This is a genomic window from Lapillicoccus jejuensis, from assembly GCF_006715055.1.
GTDB lineage: Bacteria > Actinomycetota > Actinomycetes > Actinomycetales > Dermatophilaceae > Lapillicoccus > Lapillicoccus jejuensis.
On the sequence record NZ_VFMN01000001.1, the window covers coordinates 2,073,396 to 2,098,981 of the forward strand.

General features: G+C 75.2%; 23 protein-coding genes, 1 tRNA gene and 1 riboswitch. Of the genes, 14 read left to right on the forward strand and 10 right to left on the reverse strand.

What is annotated here, in order from left to right:
• The first annotated feature begins 1 nt into the window (after window position 1).
• The 4 genes from FB458_RS09890 (at window position 2) to FB458_RS09905 (ending at window position 4,992) form a co-directional block, all read left to right on the forward strand.
• Complete coding sequence (locus FB458_RS09890) at window positions 2-925, forward strand: sugar ABC transporter permease (protein ID WP_141848347.1); 924 nt, start codon at window positions 2-4, stop codon at window positions 923-925.
• 73 nt (window positions 926-998) lie between these two features.
• On the forward strand, window positions 999-2,921 hold the full coding sequence (locus FB458_RS09895; protein ID WP_141848348.1) for a glycoside hydrolase family 13 protein: 1,923 nt from the start codon (window positions 999-1,001) through the stop codon (window positions 2,919-2,921).
• Window positions 2,918-3,946: a LacI family DNA-binding transcriptional regulator gene (locus FB458_RS09900; protein WP_141848349.1), complete on the forward strand. Its 1,029-nt coding sequence runs from the start codon at window positions 2,918-2,920 to the stop codon at window positions 3,944-3,946. The genes FB458_RS09895 and FB458_RS09900 overlap by 4 nt, the downstream gene beginning before the upstream one ends.
• Window positions 3,947-3,996: 50 nt before the next feature.
• Window positions 3,997-4,992, forward strand: a complete 996-nt coding sequence (locus FB458_RS09905; RefSeq protein ID WP_170185627.1) for a glycoside hydrolase family 26 protein — start codon at window positions 3,997-3,999, stop codon at window positions 4,990-4,992.
• A gap of 7 nt (window positions 4,993-4,999) precedes the next feature.
• Here FB458_RS09905 and otsB read toward each other — a convergent pair whose 3' ends face one another.
• A complete protein-coding gene (gene otsB / locus FB458_RS09910) occupies window positions 5,000-5,809 on the reverse strand; it encodes a trehalose-phosphatase (protein ID WP_246061145.1) in 810 nt (269 codons plus the stop codon).
• A complete protein-coding gene (locus tag FB458_RS09915; protein WP_141848351.1) occupies window positions 5,806-7,350 on the reverse strand; it encodes an alpha,alpha-trehalose-phosphate synthase (UDP-forming) in 1,545 nt (514 codons plus the stop codon). Before FB458_RS09915 ends, otsB begins: the two co-directional genes overlap by 4 nt.
• A gap of 100 nt (window positions 7,351-7,450) precedes the next feature.
• On the opposite strand from FB458_RS09915, the gene FB458_RS09920 reads away from it, so the two are divergent.
• The 7 genes from FB458_RS09920 to FB458_RS09950 all read left to right on the forward strand — a co-directional run bounded on the left by FB458_RS09920 (window position 7,451) and on the right by FB458_RS09950 (window position 14,023).
• Window positions 7,451-7,879: a CBS domain-containing protein gene (locus tag FB458_RS09920; protein WP_141848352.1), complete on the forward strand. Its 429-nt coding sequence runs from the start codon at window positions 7,451-7,453 to the stop codon at window positions 7,877-7,879.
• A gap of 175 nt (window positions 7,880-8,054) precedes the next feature.
• Window positions 8,055-9,953, forward strand: a complete 1,899-nt coding sequence (locus tag FB458_RS09925; RefSeq protein ID WP_141848353.1) for a serine/threonine-protein kinase — start codon at window positions 8,055-8,057, stop codon at window positions 9,951-9,953.
• 354 nt (window positions 9,954-10,307) lie between these two features.
• Window positions 10,308-10,396, forward strand: a riboswitch (cyclic di-AMP (ydaO/yuaA leader).
• 27 nt (window positions 10,397-10,423) lie between these two features.
• Window positions 10,424-11,152 carry a LysM peptidoglycan-binding domain-containing protein gene (locus tag FB458_RS09930; RefSeq protein ID WP_141848354.1) on the forward strand — a complete coding sequence of 243 codons (729 nt, stop codon included), beginning with the start codon at window positions 10,424-10,426 and terminating at the stop codon, window positions 11,150-11,152.
• Window positions 11,153-11,256: 104 nt separating this feature from the next.
• Window positions 11,257-11,329, forward strand: a tRNA-Thr gene (locus FB458_RS09935).
• A gap of 40 nt (window positions 11,330-11,369) precedes the next feature.
• Window positions 11,370-12,203, forward strand: coding sequence for a class II fructose-bisphosphate aldolase (locus FB458_RS09940; RefSeq protein ID WP_141848355.1), 834 nt, complete (start codon window positions 11,370-11,372; stop codon window positions 12,201-12,203).
• A 49-nt stretch (window positions 12,204-12,252) separates the two neighbouring features.
• Entirely contained in the window at window positions 12,253-13,701 is a 1,449-nt protein-coding gene (locus FB458_RS09945; protein ID WP_141848356.1) for an aromatic amino acid lyase, read from the forward strand.
• Between the two features lie 37 nt (window positions 13,702-13,738).
• Window positions 13,739-14,023: a Dabb family protein gene (locus FB458_RS09950; RefSeq protein WP_141848357.1), complete on the forward strand. Its 285-nt coding sequence runs from the start codon at window positions 13,739-13,741 to the stop codon at window positions 14,021-14,023.
• 19 nt (window positions 14,024-14,042) lie between these two features.
• Here the strand turns inward: FB458_RS09950 and FB458_RS21300 are convergent, their stop codons facing one another.
• The 4 genes from FB458_RS21300 to FB458_RS09970 form a co-directional block, all read right to left on the reverse strand.
• On the reverse strand, window positions 14,043-14,243 hold the full coding sequence (locus tag FB458_RS21300; protein WP_170185628.1) for a hypothetical protein: 201 nt from the start codon (window positions 14,241-14,243) through the stop codon (window positions 14,043-14,045).
• A 131-nt stretch (window positions 14,244-14,374) separates the two neighbouring features.
• Window positions 14,375-14,878 carry a hypothetical protein gene (locus tag FB458_RS09960; protein ID WP_141848358.1) on the reverse strand — a complete coding sequence of 168 codons (504 nt, stop codon included), beginning with the start codon at window positions 14,876-14,878 and terminating at the stop codon, window positions 14,375-14,377.
• Window positions 14,875-16,608 carry a PHP domain-containing protein gene (locus FB458_RS09965; RefSeq protein ID WP_246061146.1) on the reverse strand — a complete coding sequence of 578 codons (1,734 nt, stop codon included), beginning with the start codon at window positions 16,606-16,608 and terminating at the stop codon, window positions 14,875-14,877. The genes FB458_RS09960 and FB458_RS09965 overlap by 4 nt, the downstream gene beginning before the upstream one ends.
• Window positions 16,609-16,765: 157 nt before the next feature.
• Window positions 16,766-17,266, reverse strand: coding sequence for a MarR family winged helix-turn-helix transcriptional regulator (locus FB458_RS09970; RefSeq protein WP_141848359.1), 501 nt, complete (start codon window positions 17,264-17,266; stop codon window positions 16,766-16,768).
• A gap of 89 nt (window positions 17,267-17,355) precedes the next feature.
• Here FB458_RS09970 and FB458_RS09975 point away from each other — a divergent pair, with 89 nt between their 5' ends.
• Both FB458_RS09975 and FB458_RS09980 read left to right on the forward strand, forming a co-directional pair.
• Window positions 17,356-19,653, forward strand: a complete 2,298-nt coding sequence (locus tag FB458_RS09975; protein WP_141848360.1) for an MMPL family transporter — start codon at window positions 17,356-17,358, stop codon at window positions 19,651-19,653.
• 342 nt (window positions 19,654-19,995) lie between these two features.
• Window positions 19,996-20,277: an ANTAR domain-containing protein gene (locus FB458_RS09980; protein WP_170185629.1), complete on the forward strand. Its 282-nt coding sequence runs from the start codon at window positions 19,996-19,998 to the stop codon at window positions 20,275-20,277.
• A 19-nt stretch (window positions 20,278-20,296) separates the two neighbouring features.
• On the opposite strand, the gene FB458_RS09985 is transcribed toward FB458_RS09980, so the two are convergent.
• From FB458_RS09985 to FB458_RS09995, 3 genes are read right to left on the reverse strand one after another with little or no spacing between them, the layout of a single operon-like run.
• Window positions 20,297-21,148, reverse strand: coding sequence for an FAD:protein FMN transferase (locus tag FB458_RS09985; RefSeq protein WP_246061147.1), 852 nt, complete (start codon window positions 21,146-21,148; stop codon window positions 20,297-20,299).
• The gene (locus FB458_RS09990; protein ID WP_141848362.1) at window positions 21,145-21,702 is read right to left on the reverse strand and encodes an FMN-binding protein; all 558 of its coding nucleotides are present in this window, start codon (window positions 21,700-21,702) and stop codon (window positions 21,145-21,147) included. The genes FB458_RS09985 and FB458_RS09990 overlap by 4 nt, the downstream gene beginning before the upstream one ends.
• A 40-nt stretch (window positions 21,703-21,742) precedes the next feature.
• Window positions 21,743-23,164: a ferredoxin reductase family protein gene (locus tag FB458_RS09995; RefSeq protein ID WP_141850454.1), complete on the reverse strand. Its 1,422-nt coding sequence runs from the start codon at window positions 23,162-23,164 to the stop codon at window positions 21,743-21,745.
• A gap of 220 nt (window positions 23,165-23,384) precedes the next feature.
• Here FB458_RS09995 and FB458_RS10000 point away from each other — a divergent pair, with 220 nt between their 5' ends.
• Window positions 23,385-23,606: a hypothetical protein gene (locus FB458_RS10000; RefSeq protein WP_141848363.1), complete on the forward strand. Its 222-nt coding sequence runs from the start codon at window positions 23,385-23,387 to the stop codon at window positions 23,604-23,606.
• Window positions 23,607-23,792: 186 nt separating this feature from the next.
• Here the strand turns inward: FB458_RS10000 and FB458_RS10005 are convergent, their stop codons facing one another.
• Window positions 23,793-25,265 (reverse strand): right-handed parallel beta-helix repeat-containing protein, encoded by a 1,473-nt coding sequence (locus FB458_RS10005; RefSeq protein WP_141848364.1) that lies wholly within the window; start codon window positions 25,263-25,265, stop codon window positions 23,793-23,795.
• Window positions 25,266-25,586: the final 321 nt, after the last annotated feature.

Below are 25,586 nucleotides of genomic sequence, written 5' to 3' on the forward strand. Positions count from 1 at the left end.
GATGACGTCGCTGACCCAGACCACGGCGGCGACCGCCGCCGCCACGCGGACCGGGGAGAGCACACGCCGTACGGTGCCCCGCGGCAGCGGCGGGGTGTGGTGGCGGTACGCCGTCGTGGCGCTCGCCCTGCTCTTCGCGCTCTTCCCCGTCGTCTACCTGCTCTCGGCCTCGCTCAACCCGGCCGGCAGCCTGCAGACGGCGACGCTGATCCCGACCTCGTTCTCGCTCAACAACTTCCAGACCCTGTTCAGCGACGAGTCGCGGCCCTACGTCGAGTGGTACAAGAACGCCTTCGTCATCGGCGTCGTCGGGGCGTTCGGGCAGACGTTCATCGGGGCCGCCGCGGCGTACGCCTTCTCGCGGATGCGCTTCGTCGGACGCCGCGCGGGCCTGCTCACGCTGCTCCTGCTGCAGCTCTTCCCGGCGCTGCTGACCTTCACCGCGCTCTACCTCACCTTCGCGGCGGTCAGCGACATCGTCCCCGGCGTCGGCCTCAACACGGTGTGGGGCCTCATCCTCGTCTACATGGGCGGGGCGATGGGCGCCAACGTCTGGCTGCTCAAGGGCTACTTCGACACCGTCCCGCGCGAGCTCGACGAGGCGGCCAAGGTCGACGGGGCCAGCCACGCCCGCATCTTCTTCACCATGACGCTGCGCCTGGTCATGCCGATCCTCGTGACGACCTTCATGATCGGCTTCGTCGGGCTCTACAGCGAGTTCCTCCTGGCCAGCATCTTCCTGCGCGACGTCGACGCGCAGACCCTCGGTGTGGGCCTCTACTCGATGACCCAGGGCAACGAGCAGTCGCGCCTCTTCGGCCAGTTCGCCGCCGGCTCGCTGCTCGCCTCGCTCCCGGTCGTCGCCCTCTACCTCGGCGCCCAGAAGTACCTCGTCGGCGGCCTGACCCAGGGTTCGGTCAAGTAGCACCGGGGCAGCCCCGGTTGTGCCATCGTGACCTCCGCCGCACCACAGTGACAACGTTGACAGGAGCACGTCCGTGTCCGACACGACAGGGAGGGTGACCGGTCTCGACCTCCCGCACCACGACGGCTCGGAGCTGTACGTCTCCGACGTCGCGCCCCGCCTCGGCGACACCGTGTCGGTGTGGGTGCGGGTGCCGCGCGAGACCCCCCTGGACCGGGTGCACGCCCGCGTCGTCCACGACGCCGAGCCGCACTTCGTCCCGCTGCGGGTCGACCGCGCCCGCAGCGACGCCGCCGAGACCTGGTGGCGCGGCGAGATCGTCGTCCACAACCCCACGACGTCGTACCGCTTCATCCTCGCCGGGGGGCCCACCCGTTACGCGTGGCTCAACGCCGCCGGGGTGCACCGGCGCGACGTCCCCGACACCGGCGACTTCCGCCTCGTCGGGCACGACTCCCCGCCGCCCGCGTGGGCGCGCGAGGCGGTCGTCTACCAGGTCTTCCCCGACCGCTTCGCCCGCTCGCGCCGCGCCGTACGGCGCTCGGCCATGCCGGAGTGGGCGATCCCGGCGGCGTGGGACGACCCCGTCTTCCCGCGCAAGACCGAGAGCGACGAGATCGGCCACCAGCTCTACGGCGGCGACCTCGACGGCGTCACAGAGCACCTCGACCACGTCGAGGAGCTCGGCGCCGACGTCGTCTACCTCACCCCGGTCTTCCCCGGCGAGAGCAACCACCGGTACGACGCCGCGACGTTCGCCGCCGTCGACCCGGTCCTCGGGGGCGACGCGGCGCTGCGCCGGCTCACCGACGCCGCCCACGCCCGGGGCATGAAGGTCATGGGGGACTTCACGACCAACCACACGGGGGTCACGCACGAGTGGTTCCGCGCCGCCGAGGCGAGCACCTCGGCGCCCGAGCGCGACTTCTACTTCTGGCTCGGCCGCAAGCGGTACGTCTCGTGGCTCGGGGTGAAGACCCTGCCCAAGCTGGACTGGTCGAGCACCGAGCTGCGCCACCGCGTGCTCGACGACCCGCAGGGCGTCGTCCGCAAGTGGCTCGGCCCCGACGGCGGTCTCGACGGCTGGCGCGTCGACGTCGCCAACATGACCGGGCGGCAGGCCGGGCAGGACCTCAACCACGAGGTCATGCGCCTGCTGCGCGACGCCGTCGCCGACGCGGACCCGCAGGCGCTGCTCGTCGGCGAGCACACCAACGACTACACCGGCGACGTCGACGGCGACGGCTGGCACGGCGTGATGAACTACGCCGGCTTCGGCAAGCCGATGTGGACCTGGCTGTGCGACCCCGAGGACGCGCCGGACTTCCTCGGGCAGCCCGTCCTCGTCCCGCGGCTCGGTGGGGAGGCGGTCGTCGAGACGATCCGCGAGTTCACCTCGCACCTGCCGTGGACCTCGCTCGTGCACTCCTTCAACCTCGTGGGCTCTCACGACACGACCCGCATCCGCAGCCTCGTCGGCGCGGACTCCCGGCTGGTCGACGTCGCGGCCGGGCTGCTCATGACCTTCCCCGGCATCCCGATGCTCACCTACGGTGACGAGATCGGGATGGAGGGGACCTTCGGCGAGGACGGCCGCCGGACCATGCAGTGGAGCGGGAAGGGCTGGGACCGTAGGCTGTTCGAGGTCTACCGGTCGCTCATCGCGCTGCGCAAGCGGTCGCGCGCGCTGACCCACGGCGGGCTGCGCTGGGTGCACGCCGAGGAGGACGCGCTGGTCTACCTGCGCGAGGCCGCCGGCCAGAGCGCGCTCGTGCACGTCGCCCGCGCCGAGCACGAGCCCATCGTCCTCGACGCCGCGCGGCTGCCCGGTATCGGTCGCGGCCGGGCGTCGTACGGCGACTCGGTGCGGGTGCGCGGCGACCGGGTCACCCTGACCGCCGACGGGCCGGGCGTCGGGGTGCGGGTCTGGTCGACCTCGGCCCAGGGGGCCACGGGCGGAGCGACGCGGCGGGGCAAGGGTCGGCGGTCACGATGACCGTCGGCGAGGTCGGGTCGCGGCTGGCCGACATCGCCCGCCAGGCGCAGGTCAGCGAGTCGACGGTCAGCCGGGTCCTCAACGACAAGCCCGGCGTGGCCGAGTCGACGCGCGCCGCCGTGCTCACCGCGCTCGACGTGCTCGGCTACGACCGGCCCGCCCGGCTGCGGCGCACCAGCGCCGGGCTGGTCGGCCTCGTCGTCCCCGAGCTGACCAACCCGATCTTCCCGGCCTTCGCGCAGGTCATCGAGACGCTGCTCGCCCGTTCGGGCTACACGCCCGTGCTGTGCACGCAGACGGCGGGCGGGATCCACGAGGACGAGTACGTGCGGATGCTGCTCGACCGCGGCGTCGCCGGGATCGTCTACGTCTCGGGCCAGCACGCCGACACGACGACCGACCCGGGCCGCTACCGCCGGCTGCGCGAGCAGGGGCTGCCGATCGTCCTCGTCAACGGCTGGGTCGAGGGTGTCGACGCCCCGTTCATCTCCGACGACGACGTCGCCGCCATGCAGATGGCCGTCACCCACCTCGCCGACCTCGGCCACCGCGACATCGGCCTGGCCATGGGGCCGCGCCGCTACGTCCCCTCGATCCGCAAGGAGCGCGGCTACCGCGAGGCGATGGCCGCCGTCGTCGGGCGGGCCGACGTCGACGACCTCGTCGAGCACGCGCCGTACACCGTCGAAGGCGGGGCGGCCGCCACCCTGCGGCTGCTCGAGCGCGGGGTCACCGCCGTCGTCTGCGGGTCCGACCTCATGGCCCTCGGGGCGGTCCGGGCGGTGCGCTCGCTCGGGATGTCGGTGCCCGGCGACGTCTCGGTCGTCGGGTACGACGACTCGACCCTCATGAGCCACACCGACCCTCCGATGACGACCGTCCGCCAGTCGGTGCTGGCGATGGGCGAGGCCGCCGTCTCCGCCCTGCTCGACGAGATCGTCGGCCACCCCACCCCCCGCAGCGAGCTGGTCTTCCGGCCCGAGCTCGTCGTCCGCGGCACGACCGGGGCGAGCCGGCGCCGTTGACGCCCGTGGACGCGCAGGCGCCCGACATGTCCGTTAGGTACCCTGCGGTGGTGCGCGCCGACGACCCGACCGCCACCGGTCGTCGGCGGCGACCGGCCGTCCGCTGGGCCGCCGCGATCCTCACGGGGCTGGTGGCGCTGGCCGTCCTCGGTGGCTCGAGCCGCCCGTCGCCCGACCCGACGCCGGCGCCGTGGCACCCCGTCTTCTTCGGCCTCGACGTGCCGAACGCCCGCACCTCCACCGTCGCCTCCGTCGGCGAGCGACTGGGCACGCGCCCCACGGTGGCGGGTCTCTTCATCCGCTACGACTCGACCTGGACGGCTTCGGCGCTGCGGCAGCTGGCCGCGGCGCGGCTCACCCCCTTCGTCACCCTCGAGCCGTGGCACGTGTCCGCGCGGACCGGCACGCCGGACCCCACCGACTCGCTCGCCGAGCTGCTGACGGGCCGCTTCGACGCCGCGCTCGCCCGGCAGGCGAGGGCGCTGGCGTCGTCCCCCGGCCCGATCTACCTGCGCTTCGCCCACGAGATGAACGGCGACTGGTACCCGTGGTCGATGGGCAAGAACGGCAACACCCCGCAGGAGTACGTCGCCGCGTGGCGCCACGTGCACGCGCTGTTCGCCCGGGTCGCGCCGGCGCTGCGGGTGCGCTGGGTGTTCGCCCCGGCGGCGCTCGGTCCGACCCGACCGGCGGCGGACCTCGCGCGGCTCTACCCCGGCCGCGACGTCGTCGACGCGCTCGGGCTCACCGGCTACGAGCACGGCGGCACGTCGCCGTGGTCGACCTTCGGCCCGACCGTCGACGCGCTCTCGGCGCTCGGCCCGCAGCCGGTGCTGCTGGCCGAGATCGGGGTCGACGGGGCGGGCAAGGCCACCTGGCTGCGCGAGCTGGGGGGCTACCTGCGCGGCACCGCCCGGGTGCGCGGCTTCGTCTACTTCGACACGACCCCGGCGACGACCGGGGCGACCGGCGACTACGCCCTGGGCCGCGACGACCTGCCGGCCCTCCGGGCCGCCCTGCGCGAGGTCGGTCCGGCGTCCCCCTGAGGCCGCGTCAGCGGGCGCCCGGGGCGAGGTCGCTGCGCAGGGCCAGCAGCCGCCGGACGACGACGACGAGCGCGCCGACGGACGGCACGCGGTGCTCGGCGGCGGTGCCGCCGTCCCCGACCTTGACCGTCACGTGGCCGTCGGCGGCGGGCAGCACCCGGAAGGCGTCCTCGTCGGTGACGTCGTCGCCGCTGTAGAAGACGGACTCGGCGCCGACCACCCGGGCGAGGGCCAGCAGCGCGGAACCCTTGTCCGCGTGGGACACCGACAGCTCCACGACCGACTTCCCCCGCAGGACGCGGACGTCGTCGCGGCCCTCGCCGAGCCCCACCGCCTCCTCGAGGGCGGCCTGCTCGGCGTCGTCGGACAGCCCGCGGGTGTGCACGGCCACCGCCGCGCGCTTGCGCTCCAGGCGCGCTCCGCGGTGCCGCTCGATCAGCTCGGCGACGGTCGTCGTCAGCTCGTCGAGGAGGGCGCGCTGCCCGTCGTCGAGCCGCTGCGCGGTCACCCCGGCCACGCTCGACTCGGCGCCGTGGCTGCCGACGAGCGCGACCGGGTCACCCGGGCGCACCCCCGTCAGCTCGGCCAGCGTCGCGGCGTCGCGGCCGGAGACGACGGCCACCGACGTCCCGGGCAGGCGGGCCAGGCCGCGCAGGGCGAGCATCGCCCCCGGGGCGGGCACGGTGTCGGCCGGGTCGCGGGTGAACTCCGCCAGGGCCCCGTCGAGGTCGGACGCGACGAGCACCGTCCGGCGGCGGGCGAGCCCGGTCAGCGCGTCCTCCAGCGCCGGGTCGCCGAGGGCGCCGACGTCGCTCACCGCTGCCCCCGGTCGGCGCCGGCCGGCGTCGAGGACGTCGTACGGCGTCGGGGGCCGCGGCGCTCGTCCGCCGCCCAGCGCGCCTCCTGGCTGGCCTCGTCCTCCGCGTCCTGACGCGCGGACCGCTGCGGGGCCCCCGGGGCGGCGGCGAGGGCGTCGAGGAAACGCTGCGCCCAGCGCTGGACGTCGTGGTCGGCGACCCGCCGGCGCAGGGCGCGCATGATCCGGGCCTTGTCCTTGGAGGGCGTGTGGATCGCCTTGAGGATGGTCTGCTTGAGGCCCTCGACGTCGTGCGGGTTGCAGACGAAGGCCTGGTGCAGCTCGTGGTAGGCGCCGGTGAACTCCGACAGCACGAGGGCGCCGCCGTTGTCCCAGCGGCAGGTGACGTACTCCTTGGCGACGAGGTTCATCCCGTCGCGCAGCGGCGTGACGAGCGCGACGTCGGCGGCGAGGTAGAGCGCCGCCATCTCCTCCAGCGGCTGCGTGTGGTGGATGTAGTGGACCGCCGGCGACCCGATCGCGCCGTGGTCGCCGTTGATCCGCCCGACCGTCGTCTCGATCTGGGTGCGCAGCTCGCGGTAGGAGTCGACGCGCTCGCGGCTCGGGGTCGCGACCTGGACGAGGGTCACCTGCGGCGGGGCGATCGCCCCGTCCTGGAGCAGCTCCTCGTACGCCTTGAGCCGGTGCCGGATCCCCTTGGTGTAGTCGAGCCGGTCGACACCGAGCATGAGCACCTCGGGGTCGCCGAGCTGGTGGCGCAGCTCGGCCGCGCGCTGTCGCACCGACTCGGAGCGGGCCAGCTCCTCGAGGCCGCGGAAGTCGATCGAGATGGGGATGGCCGCCGCCCGCACGGTGTGCGTGCCGCCGTCGGGGCGGTGCACCGTCACGGTGTCCTTGCGGGTCTGCGCGCGCAGCAGCTGGCGGCAGGCCCGGACGAAGTTCTGGGCGTCGGCGACGCGCTGGAAGCCGAGGAAGTCGGCGCCGATGAGGCCCTCGAGGATCGGCCGCCGCCACGGCAGCTGGGCGAACAGCTCGACCGGGGGGAAGGGGATGTGGTCGAACCAGCCGATCCGCAGGTCGGGCCGCAGCTCGCGCAGCATCGCCGGCACGAGCTGGAGCTGGTAGTCCTGCACCCACACCGTCGCGCCATCGTCGGCGACCTCGGCGGCGGCCTCGGCGAAGCGGCGGTTGACCGTGGTGTAGGCCCGCCACCACTCGCGGTGGAACGAGGCCTGGACGATGACGTCGTGGTAGATCGGCCAGAGGGTGTCGTTGCTCATGCCCTCGTAGTAGTGGGCGACCTCCTCCTCGCTGAGGGGCACCGGTCGCAGGTACATCCCGGCCTCGGTGAAGGGCTCCGGCGCCTCGCCCGGGTCGCCGGCCCAGCCCACCCACGCGCCGTCGCGGCCGCGCATGACGGAGTCCATGGCGGTGACCAGGCCCCCCGGGCTGCGGCCCCACGACGTCGACCCGTCCGCCGCGACGACGCGGTCGACGGGGAGTCGGTTGGCTGCGATGACGAGGTCGTACCGCCGGGTCACGGGTGCGTCGCTCCTGGGTCGGGGGAACGGCTCCTACCCTAGGGGGCCGTCGCCGACGCGGGGTCTGGCGTGTCCCGGCGCGGGCCTCTACCGTCTGGTCATGAAGATCTCAGACGTGCTGCGCAACAAGGGTGACGGCGTCGTGACGGTCGGTCCGGACGAGACGGTCGCGCGACTCCTCGAGGTCCTCGCCGAGCACGGCATCGGCGCGGTGGTGGTCAGCGGCGACGGCCGCGCCGTCGACGGCATCGTCAGCGAGCGCGACGTCGTCCGGCACCTGCACCGTGACGGCGTCGGCGTCGTCGACGGCCCCGTCTCGGCGATCATGACCCGCGACGTGGCGACCGCGGAGAGCGACGAGGAGCTGGAGGCGCTCGCCCGGACGATGACGGAGCGGCGGATCCGCCACGTGCCGGTCACCGTCGACGGCGTGCTCCACTCGATCGTCAGCATCGGCGACGTCGTCAAGCTGCGGATCGACACGCTGCAGTCCGAGCGCGACCAGCTCGTCGGCTACATCCAGCAGTAGCGCGGTCACGTTCGCGTCCCCGTTCCTCGACGATCGTCGAGGAGCGCAGGCGCCCGGCCTGGTTCCGGCCGCGTTCCTCGACGATCTTCGAGGAACGCGCGACCCGACCCGATCCTGAGCCGCCCTTGAGCCGCGCCGCCCCGGCGCCGCCACCGGATGCGCTTACCGTAGGGACATGACGACGCACGCCGGTCGCGACGGCAGGGTGGGCGACCCCACCCGGCCGGTGCCGGCGGCGGAGCCGACCACCGCCGTGCCCGCCCCGCCCGGCGCGGTCGGCGAGGCGGCGGAGGCCCGCGAGCCCCAGACGCACGAGCGGCTCGGGCCGTACCGGCTGCTGCAGCGGATCGGCGAGGGCGGGATGGGCGTCGTCCACCTCGCCCTCGACCCGCAGGGCCGGGCGGTGGCCATCAAGGTGCTGCGGCCGCACATCGCCTACGACCCCGACGCCCGCGCCCGGCTCGAGCGGGAGGTCGACACGCTCGGCCGGATCCGCGACGAGCGGGTCGCCGCGGTCATCGACGCCGACATCCACGGCGAGCGGCCCTACCTCGTCACGCGCTACGTCCCCGGCCCGTCCCTCGACGAGGTCGTCGCGAGCGACGGCCCGCTCGGCGGCCCGGACCTGCTGCGCCTCGGCCAGGGCCTCGTCGGCGCGCTCGAGGCCATCCACGCCGTCGGCGTCGTGCACCGCGACCTCAAGCCGGGCAACGTCCTGCTTCTCGACGGTGACCCCGTCCTCATCGACTTCGGCATCGCGCACGTCGCCGACGACGTCCGCCTCACCAGCACCGGCCTGGTCATGGGCACCCCCGGCTACCTCTCCCCGGAGGTGCTCGCCGGGGGTGAGGTGACCGAGGCGACGGACTGGTGGGGCTGGGCCGCGACCATCGCCTTCGCCGCGACCGGGCGGCCGCCCTTCGGCCGCGGCCGGATGGAGGCGGTCCTCGCCCGGGTCCGGCACGGCGAGTGCGACCTCACCGGCGTGGACGGCCGGCTGCGACCGCTGCTCGAGGCGGCGCTCGCCCCCGACCCACCCCGCCGCCCCCCGACGAGCGAGGTCGTCGCCGCCCTCGCGCGCTACCGCTCCGGCGGCCGCGCCACGGTGGCCGCGCCCCGCGTGCAGCCGACGGCCGCCTCCCCGAGGGACCCGGACGACGTGTGGGCGCAGGCGCCGCTCGACTGGGACACCCCGCTGCCGGCCGAGGACGCCACCGCCCCGGGCTGGCGCGACCGGCTCGCCGAGCGGCGCGAGGCCCGCACCGAGCGACGTCGCCGGGAGCTCGAGGAGCAGGCGGCCGCACCGCCGACCGAGCGGCAGCAGACCTGGCGCACCTCCGCGCTGCCCGCCCAGCCCCCGCCGCCGCAGGGCACGCCGTACGACGTCCCGTACGGCGCCCCGGTCGAGCAGGGCGGCTGGGGCGAGCCGGACCCGGCGGTCGAGCCGGCGTACGGCGAGCCGGGCGGGCAGGACCCGCGGCGCGGGTTGCCGCTGCGCAGCGGCACCCTCGCCGCGCTGCTCACCCTCGTCGCCGCCGGGGCCGCCACGTGGCCGGGGGTCACCGCGGTCGCGGTCGTCGCCTGGTGCTGGCTGGCCCGGACCAGCGACCGGACCGTCACCTCGCTCGTCGTGCGCCGCTACGAGCGCGGTCGGCGCGGCTCCGACGTGCCGCGCGCGGTGGTGACCGGACCCTGGCACCTGCTCGCGGCCCTCGCCTCGACGGCGCTCGCGCTGCTGCTGCCGGCCGTCGTGACCGTCGCCGGCACGGTGTGCGCCGCGCTGCTCGTCTCCGCCACGCTCGGCGGGTCGCCGTCGGAGTCGGCCGGCCCGTCGCTGGCCGTCGGGGTGCTGGCGGGCGCGCTCGTCGCCTGGTGGGGGCCCGGGGGGTCGTCGCTGCGGCGCGGCTCGCGCTCGGTCGTGCGGGGCGTCGTGCCCGCCCGCGCGGCCCGGGTCGTCGTCCCCGTCCTCGTGCTCGCCGCGCTGGGCCTGGCCGCCCTCGTGCTCGCCCGTGACGGCGCGGTCGTCTGGTGGCCGCTGACCACCGACCCCCTCGCCTCGCTCCGCTCCACCTGACCCGCCTCTCCGCCGGGACGTCTTCGTGCTCCGGACGTGCCCGGATCGGGCGTAGTACGGGCCGGGACGGGCACCTCCGGAGCAGCAAGACGTCCTCGGCGACGTGGTCGCTTGGCCTGGGAACCGTCTCACAGGTCACGGAAAGGTCACGGAAAGGTGCTCCGCGGGCTTGGTTCGTGGCGCGAAACGTCGTACCGTCGTGAGGCCGACCGGTCCCTCACGACCGAGCGCGCCCCCCGTCCGGCACCGTCGGCGGGGGTCACTCCAGCACATCGCACGCACGTCCGCCGCGCCGAGCCTCGCCAGGCGGACGTCCCGCCCGGTCCCCACGGGGGCCGGGGCCCATGGCGAGGACGGGGGACCCACCTGGGTCGTAAGACCCCCGGGGAGAAGCCGGTCCGCCGGCCGGGCACCTGACAGCCCGATCCCGTCAGCTCACCTCGCAGGCGCGCGTCAGGAAAGGGAACCAAGTGCAGCACTACACCCCCAAGCACGCCTCGGCCCGTCGCTCCCGGGCCCGCTCGCTCCAGGTCCGGCTCGCGGGCGTCGGCGTCGCCGGCCTCGGTGCCGTCGCCGGTGGCATCGCCACCTCCTCCTCCGCGCACGCCGCCAGCGTGTGGGACACCGTCGCCGCCTGCGAGAGCGGTGGCAACTGGGCCATCAACACCGGCAACGGCTTCTACGGCGGCCTGCAGTTCACCCAGCAGACCTGGGCCGGGTACGGCGGCACGGCGTACGCCTCGCGCGCCGACCTCGCCTCCCGCGACCAGCAGATCGCCATCGCCCAGCGCGTCCTCCAGGGCCAGGGCCCCGGCGCCTGGCCGGTCTGCGGCGCCCGCGCCGGTCTGAGCCGCACCAACGGGGGCGCCAGCAGCGCCGCCGCCGCGGCGCCGAGCACGGTCCGCCAGGCCGCCCCGCAGACCTCGCGCTCCACGGTCCGCTCGGCCCCGAAGACGGTCGCCCCCAAGACCGTCGCCCCGAAGGTGGCCCCGAAGGCCGTCGCGCCCCGGGCGACCGCCCCCACGACGTCCCTCAAGCCGGGGGCCGTCTACACCGTCAAGAGCGGCGACACCCTGAGCAAGCTCGCCACCGCCGCGCACGTCCAGGGCGGCTGGCAGTCCCTCTGGGCGCTCAACGCCAAGTCGATCAGCAACCCGAACCTGATCTTCGTCGGCCAGCAGATCCGCATGCCGGCCTGAGCAGCACCCAGCACCACCAGCAGGGGCCCCGCGGCGACGCCGCGGGGCCCCTTGCGCATCCTCTAGGCTCGATCCGTCGCGTCGTACCGCCCGTACGGCGCCCGGCCGGCATGGCGCAACTGGCAGCGCACCTGTCTTGTAAACAGGGGGTTCCGGGTTCGAGTCCCGGTGCCGGCTCCCCTCCCGTCCCGGGGGACCTCTTAGCCGAAGGATCCGCGTGCCCCTCGTCACCACGGCCGAGCTCGTCGACGAGGCCCGCGCCGGCCGTCACGGTGTCGCCGCGTTCAACGTCATCACCCTCGAGCACGCCGAGGCCATCGCCGCCGGCGCCGAGCGTGCCGGCCGGCCCGCCGTCCTGCAGCTGAGCGAGAACGCCGTCCGGTACCACGGCGGACGACCGGCCCCGCTCGCCGCGGCGCTCGCCGCGCTCGCGCAGGAGTCGGGCGCGCGGCTCTCCCTGCACCTGGACCACGTCGAGGACGGCGCGCTGCTGCGCCGCGCCGCCGACGTCGGCGCCAGCTCGGTCATGGTCGACGCCTCGCGCATGCCGTACGACGCCAACGTGGCCGCCACCGCCGACGCCGTCGCCTGGGGCCACGAGCACGGCCTGTTCCTCGAGGCCGAGCTCGGCGAGATCGGCGGCAAGGACGGCGCGCACGCCCCCGGGGTGCGCACCGACCCGGACGACGCGGCGGCCTTCGTCACCGCGACCGGCGTCGACGCCCTCGCCGTCGCGGTCGGCAGCTCGCACGCGATGGTCGACCGGACCGCGGCGCTCGACCTCGACCTCGTCGCCGCCCTGGCCGCCCGGCTGCCGGTCCCGCTCGTCCTGCACGGGTCGTCCGGCGTCCCCGACGCCACCCTGGCCGCCGCGGTCGCGGCCGGGGTGACCAAGGTCAACATCGGCACCATCCTCAACGTCGCCTTCACCGGCGCCGTGCGCGAGGCCCTGCACGACGAGGGCCTCACCGACCCGAGGCGCTACCTCGCCCCCGCCCGGGACGCCGTCGCCGGCACCGTCGCGCACCTGCTCGGGGTCGTCGCCGGCTGATGGTCGACCGTGGCTAGGGTGACGTCGTCCCCGGCGCCCTGGAGGTCTCGTGCTCGTGCTCGACGGGAGCAGCCTCTCGCTCGACGACGTCGTCCGCGCCGCCCGCCGTCCCGGTCCGGTCGCGGTGAGCGACGAGGCCCGGGCGCGGGTCGCGGCGTCGTACGCCTTCGCGGGCACCGTGGCCGAGCAGCGCTCGGTCTACGGGCGCTCGACCGGCGTGGGGGCCAACCGCGACCAGGAGGTGACCGCCTCCGCGGAACGGGCCCTGCAGCTGCTGCGCTCGCACGCGACGAGCTCGGGGGAGCGGCGGGCCCCCGAGCGGGTCCGGGCCATGCTGCTGGTGCGGGCCAACCAGCTGGCCGCCGACGGCTCCGGGCTCGACCCGCGCGTCCTCGACGCCCTCGTCGCCATGGTCTCGGCTGACGCCCTCCCGCCGGTCCGCGAGGGTGGCAGCGTCGGCACGGCCGACCTCGCCGCGCTCGCGACCACCGCGCTCGTCCTCACCGGCGAGCGGCCCAGCGCCCCCGCGGTCCCGGCGGTGCCCGCGACCGTGACCTTCGACGCCGGCGACGCGCTGACCTTCATGTCGAGCAACGCCGCGGTGCTCGGCGACGCCGCGCTCGCGGTCGCGGACCTGCGCCGGCTCGTGCGGGCTTCGGTCGTCGTCGCGGCCCTCGCCTTCCACGCCGTCCGAGGCAACGTCGAGGCGTTCGGCGAGCCCGTCGAGGTGGCCACCCCGTTCCCCGGCGCGCAGGCGGTGTGCCGCGCGATGCGGACCCTGGCCGGTCCGTCCCCGCAGGCCGCCCGCATCCAGGACCCCTTCGGCCTGCGCACCTTCCCGCAGGTGCACGGCGCCGTCGTCGACCGGGTCGGCTTCGCCGAGCACGTCGTCGTCGCGATGGCCAACACCGCGTCGGAGAACCCGCTGCTCAGCGCCCGGTACGGCGTCGCCCACCACGGCGCCTTCCACGCGGCCTACCTCGTGCAGTCGCTCGACGCCCTCACCCTCGCGGTGGCGCAGTCGGCACAGCTGAGCCTGGCCCGGCTGGCCATGCTCACGGAGCCGGCCTACACCGGCGAGCGGCCCTTCCTCGGGGACGGGACCCCGGCTGCCTCGGGCGTGATGATCGTGGAGTACTCCGCCGCGTCGGCGCTCGCGGAGCTGCGGGCGCTCGCCACGCCGGCCGGGCTGCAGGTCGTCACCCTCTCGCGCGGGGTCGAGGAGGACGCGTCGTTCGCGACGCTCGCCGCCCGGCAGGCCCTCGACGCCGTGTCCCGCTACCGCGCCGTGCTCGCCGCCGAGCTCGTCGCCGCGGTCCGCTGCCTGCGGCTCCAGGGCGCCCGGCCCGCGCCGCTCGCCGAGGCGCTGCGCTGGCTGGACGACCGCGACGGCGGGGCGCCCGACATGCGCGACCGCGACCTCACCGACGACCTGCTGCTGGCCGAGGAGAGCGTCGTGGGGCTGCCCGACACGGTGAGCGTGCCGTGGCCGGCCTGACGGGTCGCCGCCGCCGGCCCCGGCACAGGCTCCGCGGGTGATCCGCAACGTGGTCCTCGTCCGGCTCCGCGACGGCGTCGACCCCTCGTGGGCGGCCCACTGGCGCGAGCGGGTGGCCGGTCTCGACCTGCCCGGCACCGTCGCCTACACCCAGGGCGCCGACCTCGGGCTGCGCGACGGGACGTGGAGCTTCGCCCTCGTCGCCGACGTCGTCGACGAGGAGGCCTACCGGCGCTACGACCTCGACGAGGAGCACAACCGGCTGCGCGACGAGCTCGCGCCGTGGGCGCAGGACGTCGCCCGGGTGCAGTTCGAGCTCTGACCCGCGATCGCGGGCCCTCTCAGGCCGCGTCGGGCTGGGCCAGGCCGGGGACCTGCTCCCGGGCGGGGGCCTGGACCGGGGTGGCGGCCCGTTCGGCCGGGGCCGGGAGGGCGTCGCGCCCCGAGAGGCTGTCCTCGAGACGGTGCATGACGAACGGCAGCGACGCCGCGCCGGTGACGGTGAGCACGGCGGTGGTGCCGAAGAGCAGGGCGGTGTTCACGAGAGGGCTCCGGTGGGGCTGTGGAGGTGCCTGGTGCGGCCGGTCGGTGCGGGGCGCCCGTCGCGCCCGCCGGCACCCCGTACCCCCTCGGTCGCGGCTCACACCGACACGCCGTACGGCGTCCCTCCAGGTCAGGAGTGGGCCGCGCAGCAGGGGGTGGGGTCGGGCTGCTCGAAGCAGGCCACCCGGCCGCCGGCGGCCGGCCGCACGAGCAGGCGCAGCCGCCCACCGGTGAAGGTCGGGCGGACGAAGCGGCGTGTCACGAGCACCGCGGACGGGTCGACCGGGGTCCCACCCAGCCCCTCGACGACGTCGACCGACGTCGTGGTGAGCAGCGTCGCCACCGTTACCTCCTCCTCCAGGAGGAGGCTTCCCGAGAAATGGAACACCCGGCCCGAGGTGCGCGAGCGGTGTTCTCCCGCCACGATCTCCGCGTGCGGACCACTGGCCCCCAGCACCTCCAGCGACCCGTCGGTGCACTCGAGGACGACGGCGACGCCGGCGTGGTCGGGCAGGAAGTGGGTGGCGGCCAGCACGACGTCGTCGCCCAGCAGCGGCTGGGTGTCGTGCTCGGCCGCGACGGTGGTCCGCCAGGTCGTGACCTGGCGGACCACGGCGGTGTGCTGGTCGGTCACCGGGGCAGCACCCAGATGGGGTTGGTGTAGAACCACAGGTCCTGCCACGGGTCGGCGTCACCGAGGACGTCCGCGGCGGGGCCCGCCGGGTCGACCGCGGCCCCGTTGAGACCGACCGCCTGTCGCTTGCCGTCGGTGCCGCGCAGGCGGACGTAGAACGGCTCGTCGACGTAGCCGAGGTCGACCGTGAAGACGACCTTGCCCTTCGCGCCGGAGACGTCGCGCTGCACGAGGACCTTCGTGTCCGGGGCGTGGAAGGTGTCCCGGTCCGAGGCCGCCCCGGTGACCGAGCCGCGCACGACGTCGACGCGCGCCAGCTGCGGGAGGAACTGGGCGAAGTTCGGCAGGACGGCCGGGGTCACGGCGACGACCAGCTCGGTGCGGGTGCCCCGCTTCGGCGTGACGACCGAGCCGAGGGTGGCGCCGGGGGACCGGTCGCCCTTGGCGCGGACGCCGACCTCGAGGCCGCCGACCAGACCGCCGTGGTCGACCCAGACGCGGCCGGCGCGCAGGCCGTCCATGACCGCGGCGAAGCTGAACCGCGAGGCCCCCACGTGGGTCTTGGAGTAGTAGCCCGGCCAGAAGTCGCCCTGCGTCGTCCTGGCCCCCGTGGTGCCGTGCACCGGCGGGACGTAGTGCCCGAGGGCGGTGAACTCGTCGATGGTGCCGGCGCCGCCGCGCACGGAGTCGTCGAGGTAGATCTGGTGCGAGTCCGAGTTCGCGGTGATCCACCACGCCTTGCCCTCGGCGAGGAGCGAGTCCCAGAGCCCGCCGACCGTGGCGGTCATCCAGTCGAAGCCGCCGTACGTGACGTAGGACTCGAGCGGGTAGCCGGCGAAGCTGTCGGCCGACGGGGAGTTGTCGTAGTAGCCGCGGCCCGAGCCCGGCCCGTACGGCGCGGGGATGCCGGCGGCCTGGTGGCCGGGGGCCCCCTCCATGCCGAGCGCGACGGTCGGCTGGCGGTCGCGCCACCCGCGGATCTCGTGCGGGGAGTCGATGCCCTTGCGTGCGGGGTGGTTGGCGAAGAAGGCGGCGTCCTTGACCCGGCCGGACGTGACCGAGCCGGCGAGGAAGTCGAGGCCGTCGAGGGCGTGCGCCTCGTTGGCGGCCGAGGAGGAGGTCCAACCGTTGACGACGCCGTCGAAGGAGTTCTCGAACTCCTTGAGCACGGCGACCTCGAGCGCGCCCGGGTGCACGAAGACGGTGCCGTGCTCGGCGCCGGGGATGTTCCACTCCAGGCCCTGGAAGACGAGGGTGCGGTCACCGAACTGCTGGCGAGCGGCGACGATGTCGGGGTTGACCTGGTCGACGCCGAGCTTGGCGTGGGTCACGCTGCCGTGGTCGGTGATGACCATCCAGTCCAGGCCGTAGGCGCCGGCGTGCTGCACCTGGTCGGCGACGCGGTACATCGCGTCCGAGCTGTACTGCGTGTGGATGTGGTGGTCGCCGGCGAGCCACTGGTAGGAGCCGGTGCTGGGGCGGGCCGTCGGCGCCGCGCCGTCGGCGGCGGCGGACTCGGTCTGCCCGAGGACGCTGGCCCCCGCGGCGGCCGCGCCGATGAGGCCGGCCCGCGTGAGGAACTGGCGTCGGCGCAGGCCGGCGGCGGTCAGGTCGTGGTCGGGGATCTGCGTGTCGACCGCCTCGACCGTGGACATCGGCAGGTCGGCGTGGGAGTGCGGGTGGTCGTGGTCGTGCGAGTGGGTGTGGCCACCGTGGGTGTGCGACGTCACTGGGAGGGCTCTTCCTCGTGGTCCGACCGCGCCCGTCGGGCGCGCCAGGTCCGGGCGCGGGCCTGCGCGGCCAGCCCATCGGCCGCCGGTGACCTCCACGCGGGGACGAGGTGAACATCCGGCGACGGCTGGGAGGGACCTGGGAGGCGCCGCGCGGTCAGAGCAGCGTGCGGATGGCGGCCGTCGCCCCGGCGAGGTACCGGTCGACGACGGCCCGCTCCTCGTCGGACAGCGACCCGTCGAGCCGGGCCAGCGCCTCGAACATCGGCGCGAGCCGGGCGAACGCCTCGGTGCGTCCGCCGTCGGTGAGGACGACGACCGTGCGTCGCCCGTCGCTGGGGTGCGGCCGGCGCTCGACGTGACCGTGCGCCACGAGCCGGTCCACGACGCCGGAGGCGGCGGCCGTCGTCACCCCCAGGCGGTGGGCGAGCTCGGCGGGGCCGAGCGGTTCGGCGGACAGGTGACGCAGGGCGTGCAGCTCGGAGGCGCTGACCTCCGCCCGACGCGCGACGGCCGCGGGCACGGTCGACGCGGCGTCGATGAGCGTCTGCAGGGCGGTGAGGGTCGACGTCTGCTGCCACCCGGGGAGAGGCTGGAGGGCGGGGTCGCGCACCGGGGTGTCGGCCGGCCGCGGCCCGGGGCGTCCGGTGGTGGGCATAATAGGTAACCTACTTAGCAATCTGTTGACCAAGATCCTGAGCATCCTACGCCGACGCGCTGTCGGCGCCCCCGGAAGGACGTCCCGCCGTGACCGCCACCCCCTCCTCCGTCCCGGACGCCGAGTCGCCGTCGGGCTCCGGCCGCCGGCGCCGACGCGGTCGCCACGAGCGCACCCCGCGGCTCGGGCCCCGGGTCGTCCTCGGCGCCGTCGTCGTCCTGCTGGCCTGGCTGGCGCTCGCCGGGGTCGGCGGCCCGAAGACGGGTGAGCTGTCGAGCCTGCAGAAGAACGACAACGCCTCCTTCCTGCCCGCCGACGCCGAGTCGACCCGGGTGGCGGACAAGGTCGCCGCGCTCCTCTCGGACCCCTCGCTCCCGCTCATCGTCGTCGCCGAGAAGCCGCAGGCCCTCTCCGCCACCGACCAGCAGGACGCCCAGCGCTTCGCCGCGGGTCTGCCCGGGCTCCCGCTGCCGGGGCTCGCCGGTCGCACGGTGGGGGACTACCTCACCGCGGGGGCCCAGGCCGTCGCCGTCCCGAGCAAGGACGGGCGGGCGGTCCTCGTCGTCCTCCCCCTCGCGGCCGACAGGGCCACGCAGACGGTCGGGGACAGCACCGTGCTCGCCGAGGTCGTCGCCGCCGTGAAGGACTCGGTCAAGAACGACCTGCGCGCGACGGGCTGGACGGCGTACGTCACCGGCCCCGCCGGCACCGTGGCCGACTTCGTCACCGCCTTCGCCGGCATCGACGGCATCCTGCTGCTCGTCGCGCTCGGGGTCGTGCTGCTCATCCTCCTCGTCGTCTACCGCAGCCCCGTCCTGCCGTTCGCCGTGCTGCTCACCGCCGGCTTCGGCCTCGCCGCGGCCGGCCTCGTCGTCTACCTCGTCGCCGACGCCGGGTGGATCACGGTGAGCGGACAGAGCCAGGGCATCCTGTCGATCCTCGTCGTCGGCGCCTCGACCGACTACTCGCTGCTGCTCGTGGCCCGCTACAAGGAGGAGCTGCACGACCAGGAGTCGACCTGGGCCGCGCTACGCACCGCCTGGCGCGCGACGATCGCGCCGATCGCCGCCAGCGCCGCCACCGTCGTGCTCGGCCTACTGGCCCTCACCCTCGCCCAGCTCAAGGCGACCTCGGGTCTCGGCCCCGTCGCCGCGCTCGGCATCGTCGGCGCGTTCCTGTCGGCGACGACCCTGCTGCCGGCCCTGCTCGTCCTCGGCCGCCGGTGGATCTTCTGGCCGGCCGTGCCGCGGGTCGACCACGTGCACCGGGCCGACGCGGTGGAGGCCGGCGGCGGCTGGGGGCGGGTGGCCCGCGCGGTCGGCGCCCACCCGCGCCGCACCTGGGTCCTGGTCACCCTCGTCCTGCTCGGCGCGTCCGCCTTCCTGCCGACCCTGCGCACGGCCGGGATCTCGCAGACCGACACCTTCCTCACGAAGGTCGACTCGGTCCTCGGGCAGGAGGTGCTGGCCCGCCACTTTGACGCCGGGTCGGGCTCGCCCGTGCTCGTCGTCGCGCCGCAGGACCAGGCCCAGCGCGTCCTGGCGCAGCTGCAGCAGGAGGAGGGCGTGACGACGCCGTACGTCGGCTCGCAGCCGGGCCGGCCGCCGAAGGTGGTCGACGGGCAGGTGCTCGTGCAGGCCACCCTGACCGCGCCCGCGGACGCCCCCGCCGCCGTCGCGACGGTGAGCCGGCTGCGCACCGACCTGCACGCGATCTCGCCCGACGTCCTCGTGGGCGGCGAGACCGCCCAGACCCTCGACGTGCGCACCGCCGCGGACCGCGACATCAAGGTCGTCATCCCGACGATCATCGGCATCGTCTTCGTCGTCCTCGTCCTGCTGCTGCGGGCCCTGGTCGCCCCCGTGCTGCTCGTCCTGGCCAACATCCTGTCCTTCGGCGCGACGATGGGCGTCTCGGCGCTCGTCTTCAACCACGTCCTCGACTTCCCGGGCGGGGACCCGACGACGGTGCTCTACGGCTTCGTCTTCCTCGTCGCGCTCGGCGTCGACTACTCGATCTTCCTCATGACCCGGGCCCGCGAGGAGACGGCCGAGCACGGTCACCGGCGGGGCGTGCTCGTGGCTCTCACCGTCACCGGCGGGGTCATCACCAGCGCCGGCATCGTCCTCGCGGCGACCTTCGGCGCGCTGGCCGTGCTGCCGATCCTGTTCCTCGCCCAGATCGCCTTCATCGTCGCCTTCGGCGTGCTGCTGGACACCGTCGTCGTCCGCTCGCTGCTCGTGCCGGCGCTCGCCCTCGACCTCGGTCCGCGCACCTGGTGGCCGGGACGGCTCGGGCACGGCGAGAGGGACGCAGCGACTGCGGGCCGAGCAGAGAGCCGGACGGAGGACCGCACCGGCGGCCCGCAGGCGCTGGACCGAGGCTAGCGGCGCCCACCGACAACCCTCGGCGGCCGCGTCACCGCGGCCGCCGGGGGGACCCCCGGGCGGGCGCTCTCTGCTCGACGTCCGCCCGGGAGCCATGGCGCCTGTACCCAGGTGCCGGGCTCGGACCACGGCGGTGGCGCCACGGATCCGGTGGAGCGGTGGAGAAACGGTCCCTGGCAGGTGGGTGCCACGGCGTCACGGCGGGGCCGAACCGTGACGGACCCTGTCTGTCAGGCGGGCGGCGATGTGCAGTAGGTTCGGCATCCCCGGGTCTTCCGCTCCAGCAAAAGGGCCGCCCATCTGTCCCGGAGACGTACGAAGAGATGAGCGTTGACGCCTGATGTGACCGGGCCGTCCACACCGGACGGCGACGACCGCGAGAGCCGGGAGAGCCGTGAGCTCGCCGCCCTCTCGCCGGACGACCTGCGTCGGGAGGTCCTGCACCTGCGCCGGGCGCTGTCGAGCAACCGCCGGATCGGGGCCGCGGTCGGCATCGTCATGCACCAGCTGCAGGTGGACTACGACGAGGCCTTCGCGCGGCTGCGCAAGGAGAGCCAGAACACCAACACCCCGCTGGCGCAGGTCGCCGACTCGGTGGTCTACCTGCGCCGGCTCTGGGACTGAGCCGGGCCGGGCGGCCGGCTCAGGCGGCCCGCAGCAGGGCCGTCGAGTCCACCTGACGGCGGAACCAGCCCGGCAGCGGGGCGGGATCGGGCCGGCCGTCGACGAGCAGCGCCGTCGCGTCGACGTCCGCCCACAGCAGCGAGGGGCCGACGACGGTCGCCGAGGCGAGGCGGGTCGCCGCGACCCCGGTGCGCGGGTCGTGCACGTGCGCCCCCCGGGCGGCCGTCCCCGACGTCGCGACCGCGCCGGTGCGCAGCCGCACCGTGGCCAGCAGGCGGGCGCGGTCGGCCGGGTCCTCGACCCCGACCACCCAGTCGGGGGTGTCGGTCCGCGCGCACGCGACGGCCACGTCGCCGCCGGCGACGGCGAGGAGGTCGTACCCGCCGTGCCGGCGCCCGAGGCGCTCGAGCTCCTCCCGCAGACCCCGTACGGCGTCCTGCACCGCCCAGCCCTTGACGAGCCCCGTCGGGTCCCACCAGCGCCGGCCCGTCACCGGGTCGGGACGCACGGCGTCGAAGGCGCCGTCGGTGCGCTCGCGCGCCTCGTCGCACAGCGACGCGACCAGGCGCACCCGCGGGCCGCAGCCGGCGAGCCGGGCCCGGCCGTCGCGCACGCGGCTGACGACGCTGTCGGGGCGGTAGGGGCTGAAGGTGGCGTCGTCGGCGCGCAGCCGCTCGTACGCCGCCGCGAGGGCCGCCGCGACCGCGTCGCCGTGCGCCCCCGGGCCGCGCACGTGCAGGCTGACCGGCAGGCCCATGACCTGCTCGACGACGGCGCGGCGGGGCATGGCGGGGTCGTCGTCGCGGGCCGGCTCGGTCCGCAGGCGCGGCAGGTCGGCCGGGCGGGGGAGCGCGGCCGCGTCGGCCGTCACGCGTGCGCCTGGTCGAGGGCGGACTGCAGCGAGGTGACGTAGCCGTCGCTGGTCACCGTGGCGCCGGAGACCGCGTCGATCTGCGCCGACTGCGCGGCGACCGCCTCCTGGGCGAGGATCGGCAGGGCGTAGGCGTTGATCTCCTGGTCGCGGCCGTTGCCGTCCGGGTAGACGACGGCCTGCGCCTGGGTGATCCTGCCGCCGCTCACCGTGACCTGCACCTGGACCGGTCCCCAGCGGGTGTCGGTCGAGTCGCCGGTGAAGGTGCCGTCCTTGAGGCCCGTGGAGGCGTTCGAGGAGCCCGAGGAGCCCGAGGAGCCCGAGGAGCCGGACGGGGCGGCCGAGGGCGTGTCCGAGGGCGTCGACCCGCCGCTGGTGCCGTCGCTCGTGGTGCCGCCGGTGGTGCCGTCGGTGGTGCCGTCGGTGGTGCCGGTCGGGTCCTGCGACGGGGTGGGGCGGGCGGTGGCCAGGGCGGCGCCGTGGCTGGTCGGGTAGGCGAACAGCAGCACGAGGCCGCTGAGGGTGCTCATCAGCGCGACGACGATGCGGCGCACGGCGGTCTCCTTCTCGAGTGGCGGGTGGGGGCGCCGGGGGTCACCAGGCGAAGTGCTCGACGTGCACGGCGTCCTCGGGGACGCCGGCGGCCAGCACGGCGGTGCGCGCGGCGGCCATCCAGGCCTCGGCCCCGCACAGGTAGACGTCGTGGTCGGCGACGTCGGGCACGATGTCGCGCAGCGCGGCGGCGTCGTCCAGGCCGGCGGCGCTCTGCGGGAGCCAGGAGTCGCGGCTGCGGACCCGCGGCCCGAGCACGTAGACGACGCGGGCGCCGCGCTGGGCGGCGAGGTCCTCGATCTCCCGGCGCAGCACGAGGTCGTGCTCCCCCCGGGCCCGGTAGACCAGGGTGACGTCGCCCGGCTGCTGCGGGAGCGACTCGAGCAGGCCGCGCAGCGGGGTGACGCCGATCCCGGCCGCCAGGAGCAGGACCTTGCGGCGGGTGCGGACCCCCTCGTGGAGCCGGCCGTAGGGCCCCTCCACGGCGACCCGGGTCCCCGGCCGGAGCCCGAGGAGGTCGCCGCTGGCGTCGCCGAGGGCCTTGACGGTGATCCGCAGCGAGTCGCCGGTCGGAGGCGCGGACAGCGAGTAGGGGTGGCCGCGGGTCCACCCCGGGCGGCCGAGGAAGCGCCAGGTGAGGAACTGCCCGGCGCTGGCCGGCAGGCGGTGCAGGTCGCGCCCGGTCATCCAGATCGAGACGACCCCGGGGGCCTCGGGCACCACCGCGGTCACCCGCAGGTCGTGGCGCAGGGTGCGGTAGGTCGGCACGCCGACCCGCCAGACGAGCACGGCGGCCGCGGCGGCGCCCCACAGCGTCCACCAGTAGAGCGTCGCGAGGGGGCTGGAGAGGACCTCGGCGCCGGTCCACAGCTGGTGCGGCAGGGCGAGGCCGACCCCGAGGTAGGCGTAGAGGTGCAGCAGGTGCCACGACTCGTAGCGCAGTCGGCGCCGGGCCCGGCGGATGCTCGTGCCGGCGACGAGGAGCAGCAGGAGGGTGCCGACGAGGGCCAGCAGCATCCCGGGGTAGTCGACGAGCAGGTCCCAGGTCTGCGCGAGCACGGCGACCCGCGCCGTCATCGCGTACCCGACGGTGACGAGCACGACGTGGGCCAGCATGAGGTCGACCGACCAGAAGCCGACGAGCCGGTGCCGCCGGGCGAGCTCGTCCTGGCCGTAGCTGCGCTCGACGAACGGGATCCGCGCCATGAGCAGCACCTGCACGAGCAGCAGGTCGGTGGCGACGAGGCCGGTGACCCGGCCCAGGGTGGTCACGGTCGTGCCCCCGCCGGTCAGCAGGTCCGCCACCCCGCCGCCGTGCACCCACAGGGCGACGACGACGAGCATGCTCGCCCAGGTGAGCGCGCCGGCGGCGTCGCGCCACCAGCGGGGCACGCGGTGCGCGCCCGGCCGGACGAGCTCGTACGGCGCGGCCGCCCGGCTCCGGTCGGTGGGGTCGGCGGTCATGGTCACGCTCGGTCTCCTGGTCTCGGGGCCGCCGACGCGACCACTGGCGACGACGATCCGGAGCGGGGCTGTGCGGATGCTGTGCGGACCACGTGACCCAGGTGCGAGAGCGTTTCACCCGCGGGGAACGGGCCGTCAGGTGGGATCCGCCCCGCACCGGGAACCTGCGCAACAGGCCCCACGTTGCTCCTGACCCACGTTCGGGGTGAGACTGGAGGGTATGGACTCCCGATCGACCGCCGCCCGCTCGAAGCAGTCCACGAGTCCGTTCCGTCGGGAGGCCGCCCCGCCCACCCCGGACTACCAGGTGGACGACCGGGTGCAGCACGACCGCCACGGCCTCGGGCGGGTCGTGCGCGTGCACGGCGACCGCATGCACGTGCGCTTCGGCGAGACGACGGTGGACGTCGACTGCCGCAGCCCGCGGGTCCACCCGCTCTAGCCGACCACCGCGGCAGCGCCACTCGCGTACGGCGCCCTCCCCAGGGCGCCGTACGCCCGGCCGTTGCCGCCACTCGGGGGACGACCGCGGCCGGTGGGCCGCTGCCCCGCCAGGAACCTCCCCTCCCAGCGGGGCAGCGTGTCGGGACGGGACGGCGCCTGCCTGCAGCCGGTCCCGCCCCGAGGTTCAGCAGCCCGTGGCAGCGGGCGCCGAACCGCTCGGGGTGCTCCTGGGGGCCAGCGAGGTGTCGTTCCACCGGTCGCCCTGCCCGCTCCAGTAGCCCGCGAGGGCCTGTCCGATCGCGATCCGCCCGAAGCTGTTGCCGCGGAAGGTCGCGCCCGCCATCGCCCCGGCCTGCAGGTCGACGGCGCTGTTCGTCGCGATGTTGCACGTCACGACGGTGTAGTAGGAGCTCGTGTCCTTCGACGGCGCGGCCAGGCGGACGTCCTCCATGCGGAAGCTGAAGGCGGCGGAGGACGCGCGGTTGGCGACGTTGAGGGTCCAGGTGTTGCCCCACCCGGACTGCTGCTCGTTGAAGCCGATGGTGACGTTGTCCGCGACGTTGCTCGTGAAGAGGTTGAAGGACGAGTCCTGGTCGGTGGTGAAGGCCCGGCCGTTGCGGTCGAGGTCGTGCACCTTGTTGCCGGCGACGACGTTGTAGTCGGAGCCGTTGCCCAGGCGGATGCCCTCCTGCATGTAGTGGCTGGCCGTCGAGGTCGCGACGTGCGAGACGTCGTTGTCGGCGATGAGGTTGCCGTGCGAGTAGTTGGCCAGCCACAGCGCCGGGCCGGTGCCGCAGGCGATGTCCGTGATCGTGTTGCCGGCGATGACGCCCCACTCGGAGAAGCGCCCGAAGACGCCCTTGCCGGTGAGGGTGTTGCCGAGCAGCTGGATGTCCTGGGTCGGCGCCAGGGGCTTGCCGGTGACGCCGGCGAAGTAGGAGCGCAGCGTCCGCGACGCGGCCGGGTTGGCCGGGTACGACGCCCCGGGCACCCCGCGGCGGGCGGCCCAGTTGTGCGTGTTGATCATGGCCTTCTGCCAGTTCTGCACCTCGTCCGCGCCGAGCGAGGAGATCTTCACGCCCCCGCGGATGGTCAGGCCGGTGAGGACCCAGTGGCTCGCGCCCTGCATGAAGGACAGCGTCTTGTCCTCGTCCGGGCCGGTGGCGCCGCAGGAGGGGTAGCGCTGGTTCGGGGTCGCGATGACCGGAGTCGCCCCGGCGGCCGCCGCGACGACGACCGGGTGGTCGGCGGTGCCCGAGCCCTTGAGGGTGACCGGGCCGGCGTACGTGCCCGTGGCCAGCTCGATGCGGTCACCGGGGCGGGGGGCGGCCAGGGCGGCGGTCAGCTGCGCGGTCGTGGCGACCCGGACGATGCGGACGGGCAGCGCGGTGAGGCCGGCGGCGGGCGGGGCCGCGGTGACCGGGACCCAGCCCGGGTCGGCCGCGGAGGGGTACGTCGTCCCGCCGACCGAGCCGAGGGTGCCGCCGTCGACGGTCGGGCCGGAGCCGGTGCCGGAGACGGGCGACTGACCGGAGACCGGGCGCGGGCCGATGGCCCCCGCGGTCGTGCCGGTGAGGGCGGTGAGGGCGAGCGCGGCGGCGCCGGCCGCGGCCAGGCGACGGGCGGGACGCCCGAGGGGGAGGGTCTGTGGGGTCACTGGGATCACTGCGGGAGGTCCTTCGCAGAGGCGTCCGGGCCCGTGGGGTGGGGCGGGACGGTGTGGGGAGGTGGGGAGGTGGGGAGGTGGGGAGGTGCGGGTCGTGCGGGTCGTGCGGGTCGTGCGGTCCGAGTACGGCAGGACGGTGCGGTCCGGTCCCGTCCGGCGGGCAGCGCGGGACGACGACGGATCGGGCGGTGGGGCCGCCCTCGGTCCGGGGTGGGGAGCCGGTCCGACCCCTGAAGATTACGGGCATAACGGACAGCCTGGCAATGCCCTGGACGTCAGCCGAACGGGTGAACCTTCGGCGGGTGGGGTCGC

Bases quoted from the DNA above. Each gene is read 5' to 3' on its own strand.
- FB458_RS09890 (WP_141848347.1), top strand. From the start codon at position 2: ATGACGTCGCTGACCCAGACCACGGCGGCGACCGCCGCCGCCACGCGG.
- FB458_RS09900 (WP_141848349.1), top strand. From the start codon at position 2,918: ATGACCGTCGGCGAGGTCGGGTCGCGGCTGGCCGACATCGCCCGCCAG.
- FB458_RS09920 (WP_141848352.1), top strand. From the start codon at position 7,451: ATGAAGATCTCAGACGTGCTGCGCAACAAGGGTGACGGCGTCGTGACG.
- FB458_RS09925 (WP_141848353.1), top strand. From the start codon at position 8,055: ATGACGACGCACGCCGGTCGCGACGGCAGGGTGGGCGACCCCACCCGG.
- FB458_RS09970 (WP_141848359.1), bottom strand. From the start codon at position 17,266: ATGCCCACCACCGGACGCCCCGGGCCGCGGCCGGCCGACACCCCGGTG.
- FB458_RS09995 (WP_141850454.1), bottom strand. From the start codon at position 23,164: ATGACCGCCGACCCCACCGACCGGAGCCGGGCGGCCGCGCCGTACGAG.
- FB458_RS10000 (WP_141848363.1), top strand. From the start codon at position 23,385: ATGGACTCCCGATCGACCGCCGCCCGCTCGAAGCAGTCCACGAGTCCG.